Origin of the sequence: Nitrosomonas ureae (assembly GCF_001455205.1) — a bacterium.
In the GTDB taxonomy this organism is placed as follows: Bacteria; Pseudomonadota; Gammaproteobacteria; order Burkholderiales; family Nitrosomonadaceae; genus Nitrosomonas; species Nitrosomonas ureae.
Genome location: NZ_CP013341.1, coordinates 454,319 through 473,253 on the forward strand (window position 1 = coordinate 454,319; position 18,935 = coordinate 473,253).

Genomic DNA, 18,935 nt, shown 5'->3' on the forward strand with positions numbered 1-18,935 from the left:
CTTGCCTTATATGTAATGTATTATTACCACTTAAAGAAACTCATAACAGTCTCCGGGGGACGACATAGTTTTGCTTTGTCACCCCGTACTACAATAGGACGTTGAATCAAATCCGGGTTCTCTATCATTGCGTTAATAATCTCATCTTCGGATGCTGTGCTTAAGCTATAAGCAGCCGGCTCATCGGTGCGAAGAATATCACGCGCGGACAAATTAAGTTTTTGAATCAGCCCTCGCAGCTCATTCACTGTTAAAGGTTTCTCATAATAATTAATCGACTCAAATTCCTCACCACTCTCCTCAAGCAAAGATAACGCAACCCTACATTTACTGCATGTAGGTTTTTGATAGATAATAATTTTATCGACCATACAATTTCCCTCGTCAACCCTGTCAATCGAAGACATAGGGTTTTAAAATATCACATCTTGTTTTTATTTCACACCGCACTCAGCTGAAATTGCTTTATGGGCCGCGGTTGAACCACTGAGTCCAAATGTATCCGTCGTTGCTGTTCCTCGTGCAGATGCTCCCTTAACCACCAATGAATTTCCTCGCTTGATTGCATCCGTGATTTTATTGTCAGTTGCTTCATCTGAGGCCCACGCTGAATCATCCTGAGTAAAAAGACGAAAATTCTGATTATTCACAGTGACTGTTGCTTCACTTCCTAGTTTATAGGGATAGCCGGCAATATAACTAAAAACATTTCTACTTTTCTCAGCGGGACGATGCGTTATCAGAGCGAAAACGTCACCACGTTTGGTGTAATTTCCCTCTGATTTTTTAGGTTGACTCACCATATAACAAACCTTACTATCGTTTTCCATAAACATATAGGCTGTCCAATCACCATGCTGACCAATAAGTTTTGGTTCAGCAGCTTGAACTGAATTACATAAGATAAAAATAGCACCAATCGTCACTAATCTGGTAAATTTATGCTTCATTTTGGAAACCTTGAAAATTATAGTTATTGCAGTTTTGATTAATCAGAGCTAAAAACATGAGACATTTTCACTCCACCTCAACCTGTTAATCATAAAATAGAATTATCAACAGCCTTCCATCTTGTAAATATAAAAACCATTCTGATTGATTTCATCCATGACATTGGCAGGTGCGCTCTGACTATGACAGAAACTGCATTCCTTGCTGGTAATAACCGCATCGCCTTCACCAATCGAGGTAAGCCATTGTTTTGCATATTCGACAGCCTTCTGATCATCTTTTACCGCAGTAAATACATCAAAGTGCATCGTATGACCATCTTTTGCTTTAACATAAGTATCGTAGACATGAATTTGCATATTATTTTCCTTGAAGAACAGATAAATTAGAATTACAAACCTGTAGCAACCCAATCTCACATGGCCTGCTACCTATACAATAACTATACCAATTAATCGATTAAACTGCCATGAGAAATGCATGACGATCTAATCTTGATAGGATCACCGCATGCAACAAAAACATTATTTTTTCCGGGCAACAAGTACCCCGTCTCGAATTGGATTAATGAACACGTCAAAATCCAGATCATTAAAAATCATCTGATTGTGTTCGATGATCGCTGCTGTCGACTCCGACACCGCCGTCATATCCGCACAAGTTTTTATTGCTACACGCCCATGCCACAAGGCATTATCAGCGATATATAAACCACCGGATCGTATCCGCTGCTTAGCCATTTTCCAGATTTCAGGGTAAGCGCTTTTGTCGACATCGTTATAGCAAATATCAAACCAACCTTCAGTTTGCTCGAAGATATCTTGCGCCTGACCCACATGAAATTCTGTACGCTGCCATAAATCTGCAGTAGAAAGATATGTTTCCGCGCGATTACGATTTGCTGCATCTGAATCGCTACAAATCACACGGCCATTACTCCCCACAGCCTGCGCAAACCAATAAGCCGAGTAACCATAACCGCTGCCAAATTCAAATACTCTTTTGGCATTGATCATGCTCGCCTGAGCTTTAAGAAAAATACCGACCAGACGATTAACAATCGGAAAATTCTTAACTCGAGCAAACTCTTCCATTTCGAAAAGAACCGGGTGGTCGGTGCATATCAGCAAGTTTCGCAGATATGCCTCAATTACCGGATTAACCGGATTTAACCCGTCTGAATCATCAATATCCACCGATCGAAAATTATCCATACCCTGTCTCCGATTAAAATGGAATCAGTCACTTTCTCGTCGCCATTAATACACACTCCTCGCCGGAATCTTTATTAAATAAAAGAATAATCCGCGTCACAAGTTGAAACCAGAATCCTCTCCAAACATCGCGAGTAGTAATAAGATAGCGCCCTTCTTTTGCACCACTTACAGAAGACACACTCGCCTGACCCATGCCGAAAGCACCTACCGATGTCGTCCATGAGCGTAGAGAATTAAATCCGGCTTTTTGTGCAAGTCGGAGTAATGTTTTACGGTTAAATAAATATAAATGCCTTGGCGGTTCAAGTCCGCGCCAAACCGCACCAAATTTTCGGTGACCATGACTTGCAATATTCGGTGTCAGTATAACCAGCAAGCCATCTTCTTTAAGTAAACGATAACAAGACTCCAATAAAGACAGCGGATCATGCACATGCTCAATCACATGGCTCAGAATGACAGCATCATATCTTTCGGTTACATCCAAGGTTTGAAGCATCCCTAAATGCACGGGAATCCCCCTTTCCTCAGAAACATAACTGGCCGCTACCGGGTCAACCTCCTGTCCCATAACATCCCAGCCCAATGCTTGCATTCGCGCCAATCGTTTCCCATTACCACAACCTACCTCCAATAACCGGCCCGGAGAGATCTGATCCAGATACATACACTTATAGTGTTTTCGCTCCTTCCGCAACCCGAGCAGATGGATACTCATGCTATGCAAAATTGCGCGCATAATAGTCGCCATAGGAGTTTGCCGCACATGGCCTGATTTTTTATGCGTATAATAATGCTGATATGCCTTTCCGATCTCACTCACCATGGGTCTTGGATCAAGCCAGACCAAGCCGCAATCGTTTCCTCTGCATACTTTGAAACTCCACTCTCCTGGCGTGCCAAACAGATAATCAGTACGATTACGATAAAGTATTTCTCCGGACTTTCCACATAAATAGCAATCCGGATTGGCTTCGGTGGCGATTAGATTTTGCCGTATTGAATCCTTAATGTTCATGTTCACGTTTATACCAGTTTATGGCTATTGCAGTAATTATCAACAACAGAATCGGTGTTCTGCTGAAAATAATAAAAGTATCCGTAAGCCCGGATAAAAAGATAAAACTTATTAAACCCAGGCCTAGTAAATTCAGATTATTCCTCTGGAATGCCTGATACCAACTCCATAATAAAAACCCCAAGATCAGCATTCCGGGAACACCGATATGCATGCCGATTTCGATCCAATCATTATGGTAATGCGCAGTTTCCTGGAATTCCGGCAAATCCTTGTATAAGCCATCTTTGTAAGTCGCGATGGTTTTCTCGAAATATTTCTCGGGCATACCTGTACCGAAACCTGATAAGGGGCGCTCCGCGATCCCGTGCAGTCCCACATCCCACATTGCAAGCCGATACCCTAAACTGGAGCTGTAATTCCCCTGCTGTAATAACTCGATGTCGCTTTTTATCTGAATCAATCTAGCCTGAAATACAGGACTACTGTAAGCAAAAACCACTGCGACTATCAACACGGAAATCAGAATCGTAAGAAATTTTCTCATCTCTATTTGATAACGCAAAAAAGCAATCAGCAATATGCTTATTAGTGTCACCAGTAGAAAAATTCTTCCATTCTGATGAAATTGAATGAAAAGTAAAACTAGAGTAGCAATCACAAACAATATTTGCAGTCTGACTGATGGATTCATGCAGGCAATTCCGCTCGTTACAATTGCACCGATTCCCAGCATTGCCGAAAAACTCAGATAAGACATTCCTAATAACGGAATTCCTTGGGCATCGATGGTGAGCCACTGATAAACACCCACCACCAGAACGCATAAATAGCTGACAATCAAACCACCCAGCGCCCATGGCAAACGCTCTTTATCTATCAGTGCGTAAAAAGGAATAAAAACCAGAAGCGAAAAATATTTCACCCATTTCATCCGTCCATCTTGCGGCCACTCACCCCATAATACTCCTAGCGTCAATAATGCGCACAAAAGGAGGATTGCTTGTGTCAGGGGTATTGTGATTACTTCCCTCAGACGATATATACCACCGTCCATAAGCCATGCAACTGTCAGCAGTGGGAAGGAAATAAACATTAATTCGCCACGCCAGAATCCTGCGCAAAAAAAGACTAATGCAAAGCGAATAAACCATTCCCGTCTTGTATTATTCGTTTGCATAAAGCCGATAGGTTAAAATTTCAGAATGATGCCGCGTTCCATTCGCGCACTTTCAAACCACGCAATAGAACAAACAATTTCAATAAAATGCGCATCCATAGAGGAACAGCTGGCAGCATCCACACCATAGTGATACGCTTGTCCTCTCGCAACCAGCCACGTAACATCAATTTCACAAGCACACTCAGGTTAATCACACTGTTACGCATTTGCAAGCAGGGAAGCACTGGCAATCGCTCTGGCGTTAGCCAGTGGAGTCGTCCACCTTGCCGCATCACCTGCTCCAGCAAATCTGTCACCGCCAAAGGCAAATCGGCCAAAGTGTAAGCACCCGAAACGACCAGTACATTTTGCCGTGCCAGTGGATAACGCGAGAAATACAACGCGCGATTGCGCCGCACCAATTCCTGATATGCCTTTCCACGCCCAAATGACATACCGGTTTCATGGCGAATAACTGCATCCGGATGCACACCCATACGCCACCCATGTTTCACCAACCGGCGTCCCAGATCGGTATCTTCATAATAGCCTCGGCCAAATTGCGAATCAAATCCACCCAGCTCTTGAAAAACAGCGCGACGAATCAAAAAAGCATAGCCCCTGAGGCGATACGTAGTGATATATCCACCTGGTTGACGCAAGTAAGATGCCGCTTTCTCGCTTGAAATATCCCCCTCAGTTGGGCTAATAACCGCCAACTTGCGGTCGACGGCAATCGCTGCACAAAGGGGGAGCAAAAAATTTCCCAAAACTTCGATATCAGAATTGAGTATCAATACCCAATCAGCATCAGAACGCGCCACGGCATCATTAACCGACTTTCCATATCCTTGATTATCCAGCGCATGAAAAACTTTGACTTGGGGATACGACAAACCATCCAGCATCGCACGGGTTTGCGAACCGGAAGCGTCATTCTGAATATAAATCGTTCGAATGAATGAACCCAAATGCGTCACTACAGAATCAATACATCGCTTGCTAAATTCCGGCGCGTTATATACAGGAATTACTACATCAATCGTGAGAGCCGTGAGCGTACTCATTAGTCAAAGACGAGCGATCAAACCCTGCCAAAAATCAGATAGGTTTCACCCCAGTTTCGGGAGGGTCTGCGAATCACTTCGAGACCGGCCTGTTGCATAATCGCAGTGGCTTTTTCTTGTTCGGCATTCGTGCCCAATTCAATAATCACGGATTTCAGCGCGGGGTTTCTCAGCACAGCGGATGCACCTTCCAGAATGGAAATTTCTATTCCATCCACATCGATTTTCATATAATTGGGACAGGGAAATCCCCATTGTCCGCATAGATCATCCAATGTCACACCAAACATTCCTTGAGTGTGAGTTGCCGACATTTTCATGTTTTCCAGATCCTCATGTCCGAATTAGGACCGATTCCCTCCCGGAATGAATTTAGGAATATACAACTTGGAAAACTCACTGCGACCCGATACCGCAACGCAATAGGATAAAATATGATTCCCTAAATTATTCAGGTAAATATTCTTGTTGAGCGCATAGTAGTTATTGCTCTGCGGTTCAAAAGAAAATACTTGCACGGCAGGCCCGTATTTTTTTGCCGGATAGAGTGAATATTGACCAATATTAGCGCCAATATCGAAATAGCATGAACCCGGTTCAAAGCTATCCAGCCAGTCTAACGTATCGGGCTCTTTGTTCGAATACGTTTTAGCTCGGTTGAGTGTGCGCAAGTGATCAACCGAAATTAAAATCCGCTGATCCCTCACGCGCACATCAGTATAGCCTCCCTTCAGTTTATAGGCTGCCACGATCAATTCGTTGAATATATCCTTAGCCCGCATCTTATCCCCTCATGGATTAAACGATCAATCATGATCCTTGCATGACAGGCAGCCTCCTGGTACTTTGGTTCAGCTCGCCAATTGCTCAAGCAATGACACATAACGAGGTAGCACATTGGCATCCGGATAATCCAACATTTCTTTCAAGAAGCGTTGTCGATGCTCTTCTACATAGAAAGAATCAAATCCGTTAGCAAGAAAATAATCAATCTTTTCGTATACATCGTCGCGGCATTTCAACTCCGTTTCCGGCATGTAATAAGCCACAGCAGAACGGGCGGCAATTAAATAATCAGCCGCGAGAACCGGTTTCTTCGTCCTGACCGCTTCAAATACCACGGAAGTGGCCAGATCAATAATGACATCAGCCCAGTTCATCAAATGCACCGAATGTGCATCATCACCGGCAACCCTGACATTCGGCAATTTCTTGATCGAACTGTCTTTGGTCAATGATTGCTTCCACCCGCTGCGCGTATGTGGTTTGATGATCAATTCGACATCAGGAAATCCGGCCAGCATATGCACCACTTCCCCCACTTCTTCCCAGAATGTCGTAAAGTTGGCTTTGCGCAGGAACATAACTATCTTGAGCTTACTATCAGATCGAATCAGTGGCGAAGGTGGCATCAATGCGGACAATACTTTGAGCCATGCCTCGCAATATCGGGGAGAACCCAGCACAGCAAGCTGGCTTTCTGTCATAAACGGACGAAAACGTACAGCACACAGCTCATTGGGCACCACCACCTTGTCGAATATCGTAGCCGCCGAGAATGTCGCATCCGGTTCAACCCTGCGCTCGCCACGACGGATCAATTGACTGGCATGCGGACTATCGCCATGCGGTAACGACACCGTTCCCAATCCGCGTTCCTTTGCCATGGCGATTACAACCTCGACCCATTCCACGCAAATTACCGAGTTACGTTCAACCCAATCAAAAGCGACCACGCCTTTACCTGTGTCACCAAAGCAGCGATCCAGCAGAAATCCCGCGGTATGCCGCCATAAGGGATCGCGTTTTTTTTCGTCGATCCGTTCCGCCAATTTTTCTGCCAACCGGCCAATCACACTGATACGCCGAACGTTGCGCGTCAGCATCAACATCTGCAAACGCCATTTCCAGTAATCCACCCACGAAAACAACTCATTCATGTGCGCCACGCGCACACCTTGTAGTTGGCTCAGATATTTGACGCGGAAATCACGCCGGAATTGTGTTGATCCAATCAATACCACATCACATTGATGTCCTGATTCAATCCATTGATACACAATCGGGGTAACGTGATCGATATCGTTATAGTGTCGAAGAAAAAAAAGCGCTTTCATAACCGCGATGAACGAATACTCAGAACAAAGTGCATCTTAGGCATTTTTCCTGTTTAAACAGATGATTCTATAAAGCGCGCCATTTTACTCTCGCAACTACCCAATTACCAGTAACATGTCCGCACCTGTGAAAAAACCACAACAGGTGAAAAAGTATTTAAATTTTCCAATAACTATTATTGTCCAACAAATAAAAAAAATCGGATAATCAGTACATCATTCTTGACCATACATCTCTAACCCCAACCGATCACACATTATTTCATGAAAACAATTGCCGTCATTCCCGCCCGCATGGGCTCGTCTCGTTTTCCCGGAAAACCCATTGCGCAAATCCTGGGCCGCTCGATGATTGAGCACATTTACAAACGCGTAGCCATGAGCAAATCACTCGACGCTACTTATATCGCAACCTGCGATGAAGAAATCCGCCAAGTTGCTGAAAACTTTGGCGCCCCGGTGATCATGACTGCGAACACCCACGAACGCGCCAGTGATCGGGTTGCCGAGGCGGTTACCCATATCCCTGATGCAGAATTGATCGTAATGGTTCAAGGCGACGAACCGATGACGCACCCGACTATGATCGACACTGCTGTTGCACCATTTAGAAATGATCCGGAACTAGGCTGCGTGAACCTGGTACGTAAAATCGATCACGAGGCTGACTATCACGATTTCAACACCATCAAGGTCGTCATGAATCAACACAACAATGCACTCTACATGTCACGCCGCCCGATTCCGTCACTGGCAAAAACCGGTTTTACCGATACCGCTGCGTACAAGCAGGTGTGCATCATTCCTTTCCGCCGCGAAACGCTGTTTCAATACACCCGCCTGCTGCCGACGCCACTGGAACAACTGGAATCGATCGATATGCTGCGCCTGCTCGAACACGGTCTGCAGGTTAAAATGGTACCGACCGAATTTAACACACAAGCTGTCGATACCACGGCTGACCTGCTGCGCGTCGAGAAGCTGATGGCCGCAGATCCACTGCTTGCCCGCTACTAGGAGTTACCATGTCCTTAAAAGCAAAATTGAATCGTTCCGAATTGACCATTGGCTCCTGGGTCACACTGGGGCATCCGTCAATTGCCGAAATCATGGCAGCCGCCGGGTTTGACTGGTTAGTGCTGGATATGGAGCACAGCGTGCTGGAACTCAGCGAAGTGCAATCGATCATCCAGGTACTGGACGGCAAACAATGTCCCGCTATCGTGCGCCTGACGTCCAATCATCCCGATCAGATCAAGCGTGTTATGGATGCTGGCGCTACCGGCATCATGGTGCCGATGATCAAATGCGCCGCGGATGCCAAAGCCGCTGTAGATAGCGTATATTATCCGCCGCGCGGCCAACGCGGCGTCGGGCTGGCGCGCGCGCAGGGTTACGGCAACAGCTTTCAGGTTTACCGCCAATGGTTGGAAGAAAATGCGGTAATTGTTGTGATGATTGAACATGTCGATGCTGTCAGAGCGATTGACAGCATTCTCGAGGTTCCCGGCGTCGACGCATATATTATCGGCCCCTACGATTTATCCGGCTCCATGGGGCGCCCCGGCGATCTCGATCATCCCGATGTGCAGGCAGCTATCGCACAAGTGCTTGAAGCAGGCCGCCGTGCCGGCAAACCCGGCGGCATTCATGTTATCGAACCTGATTTGCAGGCGCTGCAGCGACGCATTCAAACGGGTTTTAATTTTCTTGGGTATGGATTGGATATCCGTATTCTGGATTCGATTTGCCGCACTCATCTGAAAAGCATTCGCGAGACACTTAAAATATCATGAATACATTGATTATTTCCACATCGTCGTTTGATATCGATAATAACCCGCCGCTACAGCAATTGCTACAAAAAGGCATGCGCATCATCACCAATCCGCATCGCCGCAAACTAACCGAAGATGAAATTATCGAATTACTGAAAGCCGGCTCGGTTGGTATGATCGCAGGTATCGAACCATTGACCGAGCAAGTATTTCAAGCCGCCCCCAACCTGAAAGTCATCTCGCGTTGCGGCACCGGTTTGGATAGTGTTGATCTGTCTGCAGCCGGAAATCGCGGCATCACCGTCTTGAATACGCCGGAAGCGCCTGCGCAAGCGGTGGCGGAACTGACGCTGGGATTCATTTTAAGTCTCCTGCGACAAATCGGCGCAATTGATCAGGCGGTGCGCAAAGGCGAATGGCCACGCACGCAGGGCCGCCTGCTGGCAGCGCAAACCGTCGGCATCATCGGTCTGGGGCATATTGGCCGCCGGGTTGCGCGCTTGTGTCAGGCATTTGAAGCCACGGTAATCGCGCATGATCCACATGCCACCCAAGTGCCGGAAGGCGTCACGTTGCTGACGCTGGAGCAGTTGCTGACAAGCGCTGACATCATCACCTTGCACCTGCCCTACTCACCCGCTACGCATCATCTGCTGAATGCGCAGGCGTTTGCAGCGATGAAACCGCAAGCCATTGTCATCAATGCAGCACGCGGCGGGCTGGTCGACGAAAACGCGTTGGCGGATGCGCTCAAATCAGGCAAAGTCAGTGCAGCCGCGCTGGATGTTTTTGAGCATGAGCCTTATCAAGGCACCTTACTTGAATTGAATAACGTCATGGTGACATCGCATGTTGGATCCCTGGCCCGGGAATCGCGTCAGCGCATGGAGATCGAAGCGGCGGAGAATCTACTGCAAGGTTTGATCAAAGCAGGTGTGATCCAATGACAGCGATATCGAATGAAAAAGTAATCGTGTTCGGCGCCAGCGGTTTTTTAGGCAGTCACGTCGCCGACGCATTATCCGCTGCAGGCTATCAAGTGCGGCTATTCGATCGCAACCCTTCGCCGTTTCTTAAAAGCAATCAGGAAATGATCGTGGGCGATATCATGAATCTCGAACAGGTGATCGAAGCCGCCAGGGAAGCATCGATCGTATATAACTTCGCCGCAATCGCCGACATCGACGAAGCGCACAACAAACCCATTCCCACCGCAACCATTAACGTACTGGGCAATATGCACGTGCTCGAAGCCGCGCGCATCGCCGGTGCGCGCCGTTTTATATTCGCCAGCAGCGTCTATGTTTATTCCGAATCCGGCTCTTTTTATCGCGCCAGCAAGCAGGCCGCGGAGCGTTTCACCGAAACCTATCACGAGCGTTACGGCCTGGATTACAACATCCTGCGTTACGGCTCGCTGTACGGGCGCCGCGCCGACAAACGCAACGGCATCTACCGCATGCTGCAAGAAGCCGTCGAACAACACTCAATCACTTACAAAGGCAGCGGCGAAGCCATGCGTGAGTACATTCATGTCGAAGACGCCGCACGCATGAGCGTACAAGTACTGGCACCGGAATACGCCAACCGGCACCTGATCCTGACCGGTCAGGAGAAATTGCGTATTCGGGATGTGATGACAATGATTACGGAAATGTTACCGTGGCCGGTGGAATTACATTTCGATGAGGCCAACACCGTGCACCACTATAAAATCACGCCCTATGCTTTCCAGCCGAGAATTGGCCGCAAACTGGTTTTGAATGAACATGTCGATCTGGGACAAGGCATGCTCGACTGTCTGCGCGAAATTCACCAGGATTTGCACCATAACGGCGAAAACGACGACGCCACGCCATCCACGTCAGATAACCGCGCATAGCCATGAGAAATTTTGACTGGCAAGCCATCATTTTCGATTTCGACGGTGTCGTGGTGGAATCCGGAAAAATCAAAACACAGGCATTCGCAGACCTGTACCGCCCGTATGGCGAAGAAATTGTCGCAAAAGTGGTGCAATTCCATAATCAGAACGGCGGCATGTCACGCTACCACAAATTCCGTCACTTCCAGCAACACTATCTCCATAAGGCGCCATTGACCAAAGCGGAAGAAAAACAACTGGATATCCGTTTCTCCGAACTGGTGGTTGAAGCCGTCATCGCCGCCGATCCGGTACCCGGTGCGCTTGAGCTGATTCGCCAGCAAGCCGAAAGAATTCCGCTGTTTGTCGCCTCCGGAACGCCGGATTCGGAACTCAAGGTCATCGTCGAACGCCGCGGTCTCGCGCCCTATTTCAAAGCAGTGCATGGCGCCCCGGCACTGAAAAAAACCATCATCGCAGAATTTTTATCTACCTATGGACTCAACCCCGCATCCGTACTGATGATCGGCGACGCAATCGCGGATTTGGAAGGCGCACAAGCCAACAATACCGCGTTCCTGGGCCGCGTCTTTCCGGGTGACCCCAATCCTTTCCCCGCGCATATCGAAATCGTGCCCGATTTACGCGGATTAGCCGATTTAAGCAATTCACCGTGATGCATAGACATGCCTATCCGGATATCGAATCGTTGAGCCAAGGCTTTGCCGATTTTGCCGCAACCACGTTAAAAAATACGCTAACACGAAAACCCCAAGCCACTCTGGTCGTTCCCGGCGGCAGCACCCCACGCCACTACTTGCCTGCATTGGCAAAATGCCAACTGCCCTGGGATCGAATTACAATCACGCTCTCCGATGAGCGCTGGGTGGATGTCAACAATGAACAATCGAACGAACAGCTGGTGAAAAAGTATTTAATGGCGCATCTCCCGCCAAACACCTCTTTCATTGGCCTGAAAACCCAGCACGAAAACCCTTTTGACGCCGTCGACACGATTCATCAGCGACTGGATCAACTGCCGTCATTGAGCCTGACGGTATTGGGCCTGGGAGAAGATGGACATATTGCTTCGCTGTTTCCGGGCATAAATCCTGATTTGCCTTCCAACCACCACTGTGTAGCCGTTGCCCCCCCGATTGCGCCGTCGTTGCGGGTTAGTCTTTCATTGAAAATACTGGCGGAAAGTGAGCATATTGCATTGGTTGTTACCGGTAAGAATAAGCGCCTGTTGCTGGATCGATTGAACGGACACTCGGATTCAGGAATTCCATTGACTTGGTTATTGCAACGTGCCTCATCGCCGATTACAGTTTTTGAAACGAATACGGAGTAACACAAAATACTCAGTTGAGCTATTACCACCTTGCCAATTATTGCGCTTCATTTCTTTAATGGCAAAAGCTGGAAGACAAAGTTACTCGTATTCATATTTCTGTTTTCCGGGGGTTAGCGCTATTGAATACACCGTTGCCCAAAACATCGCAGAAAACGAAACAGTTACTTCTTCTGTGGGTTTATTCATCGTATATATTTATGGATCTAACAGGTCTGCTATGATTAAAACTAAATTGGCGTAATTTTATAAAATAATAAGGAAAGTGCATGCAGCTTACCGTGTTAAAGTTCATGTGTGACGTATTATATTACGTCATTTCAGATGTCTAATTTTAGTTAGATCTCACAGGACACCTCAGTCGTGGCAATCAGCAACAACACAGTCAAGCTCTTATGGGGTCGAGCGGCCGGCATTTGCTCCAACCCTGGCTGCCGAACGGACCTCACCGTCCTTTTAATGGACGGTCGTAACTTCAATGTTGGTGAGATGGCGCATGTCATCGCCAGCAGGCCATCCGGCCCTCGCGGAGGTGGCACAGGCGGAAGCGATGAGTACGAGAATTTGGTCTTGCTCTGCCCAACTTGCCACCGCACCGTTGACAAAGCACCTACGGGTACCTACTCGGTGGAGATGCTCCACCAGTGGAAGCGAAATCACGAGAAGAGCGTTCGCACGACCGGAGCCACACTGCAATTCCAGAGCGCAGCCGAGTTAAAAAACTATGTCGCTCGCCTGCTCCACGAAAACAAGGCTTTGTGGTCTAGCCTTGGGCCGAAGTCCTCGGTCGCACAGAATGACCCAGGGTCAAACATGCATGAAGTTTGGGCACTGCGGAAGCTAGACACAATCGTTCCGAACAACCTCAAAATCATCAATGCAGTCGAGGCCAACATCGCGTTGCTGAACGCGCTCGCGACTGAATCCTTTTTCCAGTTCAAGATTCATGCCAAAGCTTTTGAGCAGCATCAACACAAACGACTGGACACCTACCCTTTTTTTCCCGAGGACTTCGAGAAGGCAATGCTGTCATGAGCCAGAATGGAAGCAACAGTTGGAACGTCAGCTTTGCCCAGATTTCATGGCTTGAGAAGCTTTTGTGCAACCATGGAAACTCAGCGAAGCTGACTCGGCACGACGATCTTGTCTTCGAGGTTGACCGAAAGCAGCAGAACGATCACCTATCGATTGTCTGTTTGAATGAATACACGATGGGACTCACCGCAGCACATCGCGTTATTCATGAGTTCGGGAAACCATCAATTATCTATATCGGAGGCGGATGGTGTGGCTACACAGAGCAAGCAAAGGAATTCTGCCTCTCGGAGCAGATTGGTCTCTATGTCACCAATGAAATGTCCGGAGCGCTTTGGGCCAGTCAGTATTGGGCATATCACCAGCGCGACAAGGATGGCAATCCAATCTATCACCTCAGCCGAGAACGAGCTTGAGGCTGCGTATGGCTTCGGATCAGCCTTTCGCGGCGAGCCTTTCCGCGACATCGACATCCTTGTTGTTGTCAAGAGCGATCCAGCAGTGGCACTAGACACGTACTACGCCTTGCGAACCGCACTTGATGACGCAACAAGAATGTACGGGGTCCCTATTCACTTAACTGCGCTGACTGCTGCCGAGTTCGCCTCACGACCACTCAGGTGTATGGATGCGCTTATGCCGCTGTGGAGTAGTAAGATTTAACCACTCCATAGGAGTGGACATGCCACTCATGTCAACCGTTGGGCATCACAAAAGCAGTATTTTCTTCAATCGAAATAGGAGACACGAAATGAGTGAGGGGATCTAATTACTTTGAGAATTTTACGGAAGAAAATCTGGAAAATTACGCCGAAAACCGCTTCGATCCAAAAGAAGCAGAGGCGTTAGGCAAAAGCTGTTTCAGAGCTGGCAAAGCACAATACGGAGACTACCAGCCTCATTCAGGAGCATAGTCGTATGACACCGGTCGGGAATTGACCAGGCAATTCACGGCTATCCTTACTGCACCGTCTTCTAATACCCGTACAATACGCTGCGTAGCGTATATTGACATTTCCACTCTGCATTTTTCCCATTACCAGATGGTATTTTTCAATTCTCTACTAAATGCGCATCATGAGCTGATGCCCCAAAATTGCCTACAGTCGATTGATCCCTTTTGCAAGTAGAGTCACTCACGCCAACCTGCGATAGGAACATTTTTTCAGAATTAAATCTGTGCCCCCAAGAACCCTTCGACCGTAGATTTCTTTTCAGTGCCGCTCACACCGACCAATCAGCTTAAATTCTCGGCAAGATATATCGATACCACAATCAGACTCACTATCACGCCGAATATCACTGCAACATTGATGCTCATATTTCTAATGGTGTCTGAATCTTTGGGTTGTTCTATTGTGCTCATTTCTCTGTTTACTCCTCTAGGTTATGAAAGCGTATGCATTGTGAACCGAATCGGAGTTAGCTATTTTGATCTGGATCAACAAAATGCTAATTTACAGTTTTCAATGATTCCAATTTGATCACACTGGGGAGCTAACAGATTGCCAAAAGTACTTAAGCACTTTGGCGCGCACATCGAGAGGGATAAATCGCTTCCTTTCTAAGGGTACTGAAGAAAGAAAGGTAGAAAGAGTGCAAGGGGGTTAGCGAAGGGATATCTTCACCCATTATTCAAGCCTGGGCAGCAAAGCAAAGCCTGCGCCAACCCGGCACGCACCGTCTCTTGTTAATAGAGACGGTTCTGAGCGATGCTTGTTCAGTGTTGCAATTGCATCAGATCGTGCCTCCATTTTCCAGCCACTCGCGGCAATCCGGTGTCAACGCACGTTTGCAAGCGGCATCATAGAGCGCCAGTTCCTCGTCGGAGAGCACGTCGCGCCAGCGGTTATTGGTGCCCTTGTGCATGAAAGTTTCCGCTCCGCCTTTCCAGAGTTGACCGCCTTCCGGTGCATACAGTCCGCCCTGGCGCTTCATTTCGGCAAATGAAACAGCTTTGATGATGCCCTCCCAGGCTTGCTCGGGCACATCGATCTCGAGAAAAGCAGCAATGCGTCGAACCTCGCGCTGGGTGTCTGCGAGCATGTCGGTATAGTGAAACAACCGAATGTTCGGCAGGTGGCGGAAATTCCACCAGGATTGAACATTGGCAAGGTGCGACCAGTACGGCCAGCCATCCGTTTCCCATGCAAAAGAACCACGGGATATCCAGTGGTGCCAGAAGTCATGAATATCCTCGGGGGCAGGCGGGAGTGTATCCCCTACGCGACCCGGCAGCATATTAAACAGCATGAAAACTTCTTCCTTCATCTTCGTATAGTGATTCCACAAAGACATGAAGACATCACGGGCGTCACGAGCGACATAGAGATATTTGATTTTTTCACTATACACCATGCCATCAAGCGGCAGGTGCGTCTTGATAAAGCGGCGATGCTGTTGCGTCTTCAAGGTGTTCAGTACCACCTCGAGCGGAACAATCCGCATATCCAGCCATGGCGACATTTGCGCAGGCGGAACCGGGAAATTCCCATCCGGAAACAGCAGATGCGCCACAATCGCTTGTGTCCACGTCGTACCCGCCTTGTAGGAAGTTGCAATAACGATATCATCATCGCGCGGTTGAAAATAATCCCAGCGCGTGCTATCGAAATGATGATTCTGGTAGATATGGGTACGTCGGGGTAAATCCAGCATTTCAGTCACCTGTTAGTCAATAAGATAATTGGATGGATAGAGGAATCGCCGTGTGCACATATGGAAGGCGGTAAATTTGCTTCCGCTTTAATGCAGTATGGCTGATTTACTCCAAGGGCATGGCTTCATTCCTGCGGTACCGGTCTTGGCCGCCGATCGCTATCGATAGCCACGTAAGTCAGCACAGCCTCGGTCACCTTGATACACACTTCCTCACCCCCTTCCCGTACACCGCGCTGCGCGTATACGGCCACATCGACGGTAATCGAGGTGCGCCCTACCTTGATGATGTCGGCATAGAAGCTGACCAGATCGCCAACACACACCGGTTGTTTGAAAACAAACGAATTGACCGCTACTGTAGCAACCCTTCCATGCGCCCGGCGTAGCGCCGGAACACTACCGGCCATGTCCACCTGCGACATGATCCAGCCACCAAAAATATCGCCGGCATAATTGGTATCCGACGGCATCGGCACCATGCGCAGTATGGGTTGCCCTTCCGGCAGTTGAACATGATGTGTTGGATCGTTAAGTTTATCAGGCATGGTTATGGTGTCGCTTATGGGAGTTTGGGTATTGATGCATAATCCAAGCATATAATAACGTTTTGTATTAGGCCATGCTTTCTTTTCCCAAGCACTCTAAAAATTTATGGAAAACCTGTTCGATGCCGCTGAATCGTGTCTGTCGGCCTGTGAAATCAAGGAGAAACTTCAACTGACCGAACAAACCGCGCAAGCTTGGCGTGATGGCTTACTATCACTGGAATCAAAAAGCGCGCCAAAACTCATTGACGAGCCCGGGTGCCCCGAGAAACCCATTCTGGTATCTGCCGGCGATGTGCCGAAACGTCGACTGGGTAGCCCCGAAGGACTCGCTGCACTGATTCATGCGGTCACGCATATTGAGTTCAACGCCATCAATCTGGCCTGGGATGCGGTGTATCGTTTTCGTGATTTGCCCCAGAAATTTTATAGTGATTGGGTACAAATCGCCATTGAGGAAGCTTATCACTTCCAGTTGTTGCGCCAGCGCCTGAATGAGCTGAATAGTGACTACGGCGATTTGCCCGCGCACAACGGTTTATGGGACATGGCCAAACGCACGGCATTTGATCCGCTGGTGCGAATGGCCCTGGTACCACGCGTGCTGGAAGCCAGGGGGCTTGATGTAACGCCTGGCATTATCGAACGCTTACGACAAGCAGGTGATGACAGAACCATTGCCGTGCTGGAAATCATCCTACGCGATGAAATGGGACATGTCGCTATCGGTTCGCATTGGTTCAAGTATCTTTGTCAACAGCGTAAATTGGATTCGGAGCAATTATTCCGGGAACTGATCAACCAATACTTTACCGGGCGGATTTGTGGCCCTTTTCATTACGAAGCCAGACAAAGGGCTGGATTTTCTGCAGCAGAGCTCAGTGCGCTGGAACATCTCTGCCATACGCGCTGAGAAACCAGCGCTATGAATTCATAGTCAAAGGAATGGCTGCAAATTAACTTTGCAACAGTTGATTCACTTCAGCAAGATCAAACGCTTCCGGATCAAATGGACCTTCAATATCCCCGGCAATCCATTCCAGCATATCTTCATGTTCCGGATGCGTCGGATCAGAAATTGCTTCCAGAAACATCATATACCCTCCAATTCCTCCGATATCTTCCGGCGGACAGGCACGGCATCCTTTTACACAAATGGGCAAGTCAGCACTGGTCTTAAATGGCAGAATTTTCTCCAGAACCACTTCGTGTTCCCAACCATCACCAAAATCATAAATATAGATCAGCTTTTCTTTTTCTTTTTCCAAAAGTTGATCCAACCGGTACTGTGCTTCATCTTTGGCATCAGAAGGAAACTCTTCATCCGGCTCAACATAACGATCGCGCCCTTGAATAAACTCATGCATATGGGAATTGGTCCAACCCATGACGATTTGAAAAATGAGATGAACGTCATCCAGCTTGGTCGTGCTCGCCATTAGAATCCGGCGCCAGATTGGCGGACGCATGCCTTTCAGGGTTATTTTGAGCTGATAAATGGAACGTAAAGATTTTGCTTCCATCGCTCTTAGCCTTTGCTTTCAAAGCGGTAAAACGCCAGCATCCCTCTTAGGTTCGGCAGGAAATTTACCGGGCGATAATGATTATTCATCACGCTGCGCTCCAGAATCCGCGCGTTGCATTGCTGACACAGCGCTTCAAAATCATCCAGCGTGCAGAGATGAATATTAGGCGTATCGTACCAATTATACGGCAGTGTTTCTGGCACCGGCATACGTCCCGAAATTACCTGCACGCGGTTTTTCCAGTAACCGAAATTGGGAAAGGAAATAATGCCTTCCTTACCGACCCGCAGGATCTCCTGGATGATACCCTCGGTATGCCGCACAGCCTGCAAGGTCTGCGACAGAATGACAAAATCGAACGAATCCGATGCAAAGCTGGACAATCCCGCTTCCAGATCATTATGAATCACATTGATTCCATTGCGAAAGCAACTGAGAAGATTGTCATCATCGATTTCCACGCCATAGCCAAAAACATTGCGCGTATCGCGCAAATAGCGCAATAACGAACCGTCGCCACAACCCAAATCGAGTATTTTCGCACCGGGATGAATCCACGCCGCAATGGCGGCAAAATCCGGGCGCAATGCAATGGTCGATGGTACTGTAGTGTCAGTCATGATTAAGTTCAGGCTCATTC

The 18,935-nt window shown here is 47.9% G+C and carries 22 protein-coding genes and 1 pseudogene; 9 read left to right on the top strand and 14 right to left on the bottom strand.

Translation table 11 applies throughout. The annotated features are described in order from the left end of the window. Positions 1 to 23 precede the first annotated feature (23 nt). From ATY38_RS02185 to ATY38_RS02225, 9 genes and pseudogenes are all read right to left on the bottom strand, one after another. Positions 24 to 371, bottom strand: coding sequence for an arsenate reductase family protein (locus tag ATY38_RS02185; RefSeq protein ID WP_062557846.1), 348 nt, complete (start codon positions 369 to 371; stop codon positions 24 to 26). Positions 372 to 434: 63 nt separating this feature from the next. After that, positions 435 to 950 (bottom strand): invasion associated locus B family protein, encoded by a 516-nt coding sequence (locus ATY38_RS02190; protein WP_062557847.1) that lies wholly within the window; start codon positions 948 to 950, stop codon positions 435 to 437. A gap of 105 nt (positions 951 to 1,055) precedes the next feature. Continuing rightward, positions 1,056 to 1,310, bottom strand: coding sequence for a DUF2024 family protein (locus ATY38_RS02195; RefSeq protein WP_062557848.1), 255 nt, complete (start codon positions 1,308 to 1,310; stop codon positions 1,056 to 1,058). A 165-nt stretch (positions 1,311 to 1,475) separates the two neighbouring features. Next, a complete protein-coding gene (locus ATY38_RS02200; RefSeq protein WP_062557849.1) occupies positions 1,476 to 2,165 on the bottom strand; it encodes an O-methyltransferase in 690 nt (229 codons plus the stop codon). 28 nt (positions 2,166 to 2,193) lie between these two features. Beyond that, positions 2,194 to 3,186, bottom strand: coding sequence for a class I SAM-dependent methyltransferase (locus ATY38_RS02205; RefSeq protein WP_062557850.1), 993 nt, complete (start codon positions 3,184 to 3,186; stop codon positions 2,194 to 2,196). Next, positions 3,176 to 4,282 (bottom strand): O-antigen ligase family protein, encoded by a 1,107-nt coding sequence (locus ATY38_RS02210; RefSeq protein WP_235590367.1) that lies wholly within the window; start codon positions 4,280 to 4,282, stop codon positions 3,176 to 3,178. Before ATY38_RS02210 ends, ATY38_RS02205 begins: the two co-directional genes overlap by 11 nt. Before the next feature lie 104 nt (positions 4,283 to 4,386). After that, positions 4,387 to 5,415, bottom strand: coding sequence for a glycosyltransferase family 2 protein (locus ATY38_RS02215; protein WP_062557852.1), 1,029 nt, complete (start codon positions 5,413 to 5,415; stop codon positions 4,387 to 4,389). Positions 5,416 to 5,432: 17 nt separating this feature from the next. Then, positions 5,433 to 6,197 (bottom strand): annotated as a pseudogene (locus ATY38_RS17165) (FkbM family methyltransferase). 69 nt (positions 6,198 to 6,266) lie between these two features. Beyond that, positions 6,267 to 7,532 carry a hypothetical protein gene (locus ATY38_RS02225; RefSeq protein ID WP_062557853.1) on the bottom strand — a complete coding sequence of 422 codons (1,266 nt, stop codon included), beginning with the start codon at positions 7,530 to 7,532 and terminating at the stop codon, positions 6,267 to 6,269. Between the two features lie 264 nt (positions 7,533 to 7,796). Between ATY38_RS02225 and ATY38_RS02230 the strand changes: the two genes are divergently transcribed. The 8 genes from ATY38_RS02230 (at position 7,797) to ATY38_RS02265 (ending at position 13,979) form a co-directional block, all read left to right on the top strand. Continuing rightward, on the top strand, positions 7,797 to 8,549 hold the full coding sequence (locus tag ATY38_RS02230) for a 3-deoxy-manno-octulosonate cytidylyltransferase (protein ID WP_062557854.1): 753 nt from the start codon (positions 7,797 to 7,799) through the stop codon (positions 8,547 to 8,549). 8 nt (positions 8,550 to 8,557) lie between these two features. Further along, positions 8,558 to 9,328: an HpcH/HpaI aldolase family protein gene (locus ATY38_RS02235; protein WP_062557855.1), complete on the top strand. Its 771-nt coding sequence runs from the start codon at positions 8,558 to 8,560 to the stop codon at positions 9,326 to 9,328. After that, positions 9,325 to 10,257, top strand: a complete 933-nt coding sequence (locus ATY38_RS02240; protein WP_062557856.1) for a phosphoglycerate dehydrogenase — start codon at positions 9,325 to 9,327, stop codon at positions 10,255 to 10,257. The genes ATY38_RS02235 and ATY38_RS02240 overlap by 4 nt, the downstream gene beginning before the upstream one ends. After that, positions 10,254 to 11,192, top strand: a complete 939-nt coding sequence (locus ATY38_RS02245; RefSeq protein ID WP_062557857.1) for an NAD-dependent epimerase/dehydratase family protein — start codon at positions 10,254 to 10,256, stop codon at positions 11,190 to 11,192. Before ATY38_RS02240 ends, ATY38_RS02245 begins: the two co-directional genes overlap by 4 nt. Before the next feature lie 2 nt (positions 11,193 to 11,194). Then, entirely contained in the window at positions 11,195 to 11,851 is a 657-nt protein-coding gene (locus ATY38_RS02250; protein WP_062557858.1) for an HAD family hydrolase, read from the top strand. After that, the gene (gene pgl / locus ATY38_RS02255; RefSeq protein WP_062557859.1) at positions 11,851 to 12,528 is read left to right on the top strand and encodes a 6-phosphogluconolactonase; all 678 of its coding nucleotides are present in this window, start codon (positions 11,851 to 11,853) and stop codon (positions 12,526 to 12,528) included. Before ATY38_RS02250 ends, pgl begins: the two co-directional genes overlap by 1 nt. A gap of 459 nt (positions 12,529 to 12,987) precedes the next feature. Further along, a complete protein-coding gene (locus tag ATY38_RS02260; protein WP_082632985.1) occupies positions 12,988 to 13,563 on the top strand; it encodes an HNH endonuclease in 576 nt (191 codons plus the stop codon). A gap of 176 nt (positions 13,564 to 13,739) precedes the next feature. Then, on the top strand, positions 13,740 to 13,979 hold the full coding sequence (locus ATY38_RS02265; RefSeq protein ID WP_143023440.1) for a hypothetical protein: 240 nt from the start codon (positions 13,740 to 13,742) through the stop codon (positions 13,977 to 13,979). A gap of 821 nt (positions 13,980 to 14,800) precedes the next feature. Here the strand turns inward: ATY38_RS02265 and ATY38_RS16795 are convergent. The 3 genes from ATY38_RS16795 to ATY38_RS02280 form a co-directional block, all read right to left on the bottom strand. After that, on the bottom strand, positions 14,801 to 14,929 hold the full coding sequence (locus ATY38_RS16795) for a hypothetical protein (RefSeq protein ID WP_013646731.1): 129 nt from the start codon (positions 14,927 to 14,929) through the stop codon (positions 14,801 to 14,803). A gap of 371 nt (positions 14,930 to 15,300) precedes the next feature. Further along, positions 15,301 to 16,221: a sulfotransferase domain-containing protein gene (locus ATY38_RS02275; protein WP_062557863.1), complete on the bottom strand. Its 921-nt coding sequence runs from the start codon at positions 16,219 to 16,221 to the stop codon at positions 15,301 to 15,303. 125 nt (positions 16,222 to 16,346) lie between these two features. Next, on the bottom strand, positions 16,347 to 16,769 hold the full coding sequence (locus tag ATY38_RS02280) for an acyl-CoA thioesterase (protein WP_062560061.1): 423 nt from the start codon (positions 16,767 to 16,769) through the stop codon (positions 16,347 to 16,349). Positions 16,770 to 16,875: 106 nt separating this feature from the next. Here ATY38_RS02280 and ATY38_RS02285 point away from each other — a divergent pair, with 106 nt between their 5' ends. After that, positions 16,876 to 17,682 carry a ferritin-like domain-containing protein gene (locus ATY38_RS02285; protein ID WP_062557864.1) on the top strand — a complete coding sequence of 269 codons (807 nt, stop codon included), beginning with the start codon at positions 16,876 to 16,878 and terminating at the stop codon, positions 17,680 to 17,682. A gap of 43 nt (positions 17,683 to 17,725) precedes the next feature. Here ATY38_RS02285 and ATY38_RS02290 read toward each other — a convergent pair whose 3' ends face one another. Then, positions 17,726 to 18,292, bottom strand: coding sequence for a plasmid pRiA4b ORF-3 family protein (locus ATY38_RS02290; protein WP_062557865.1), 567 nt, complete (start codon positions 18,290 to 18,292; stop codon positions 17,726 to 17,728). A gap of 5 nt (positions 18,293 to 18,297) precedes the next feature. After that, complete coding sequence (gene metW, locus ATY38_RS02295) at positions 18,298 to 18,915, bottom strand: methionine biosynthesis protein MetW (protein WP_062560062.1); 618 nt, start codon at positions 18,913 to 18,915, stop codon at positions 18,298 to 18,300. Between the last annotated feature and the right edge of the window lie 20 nt (positions 18,916 to 18,935).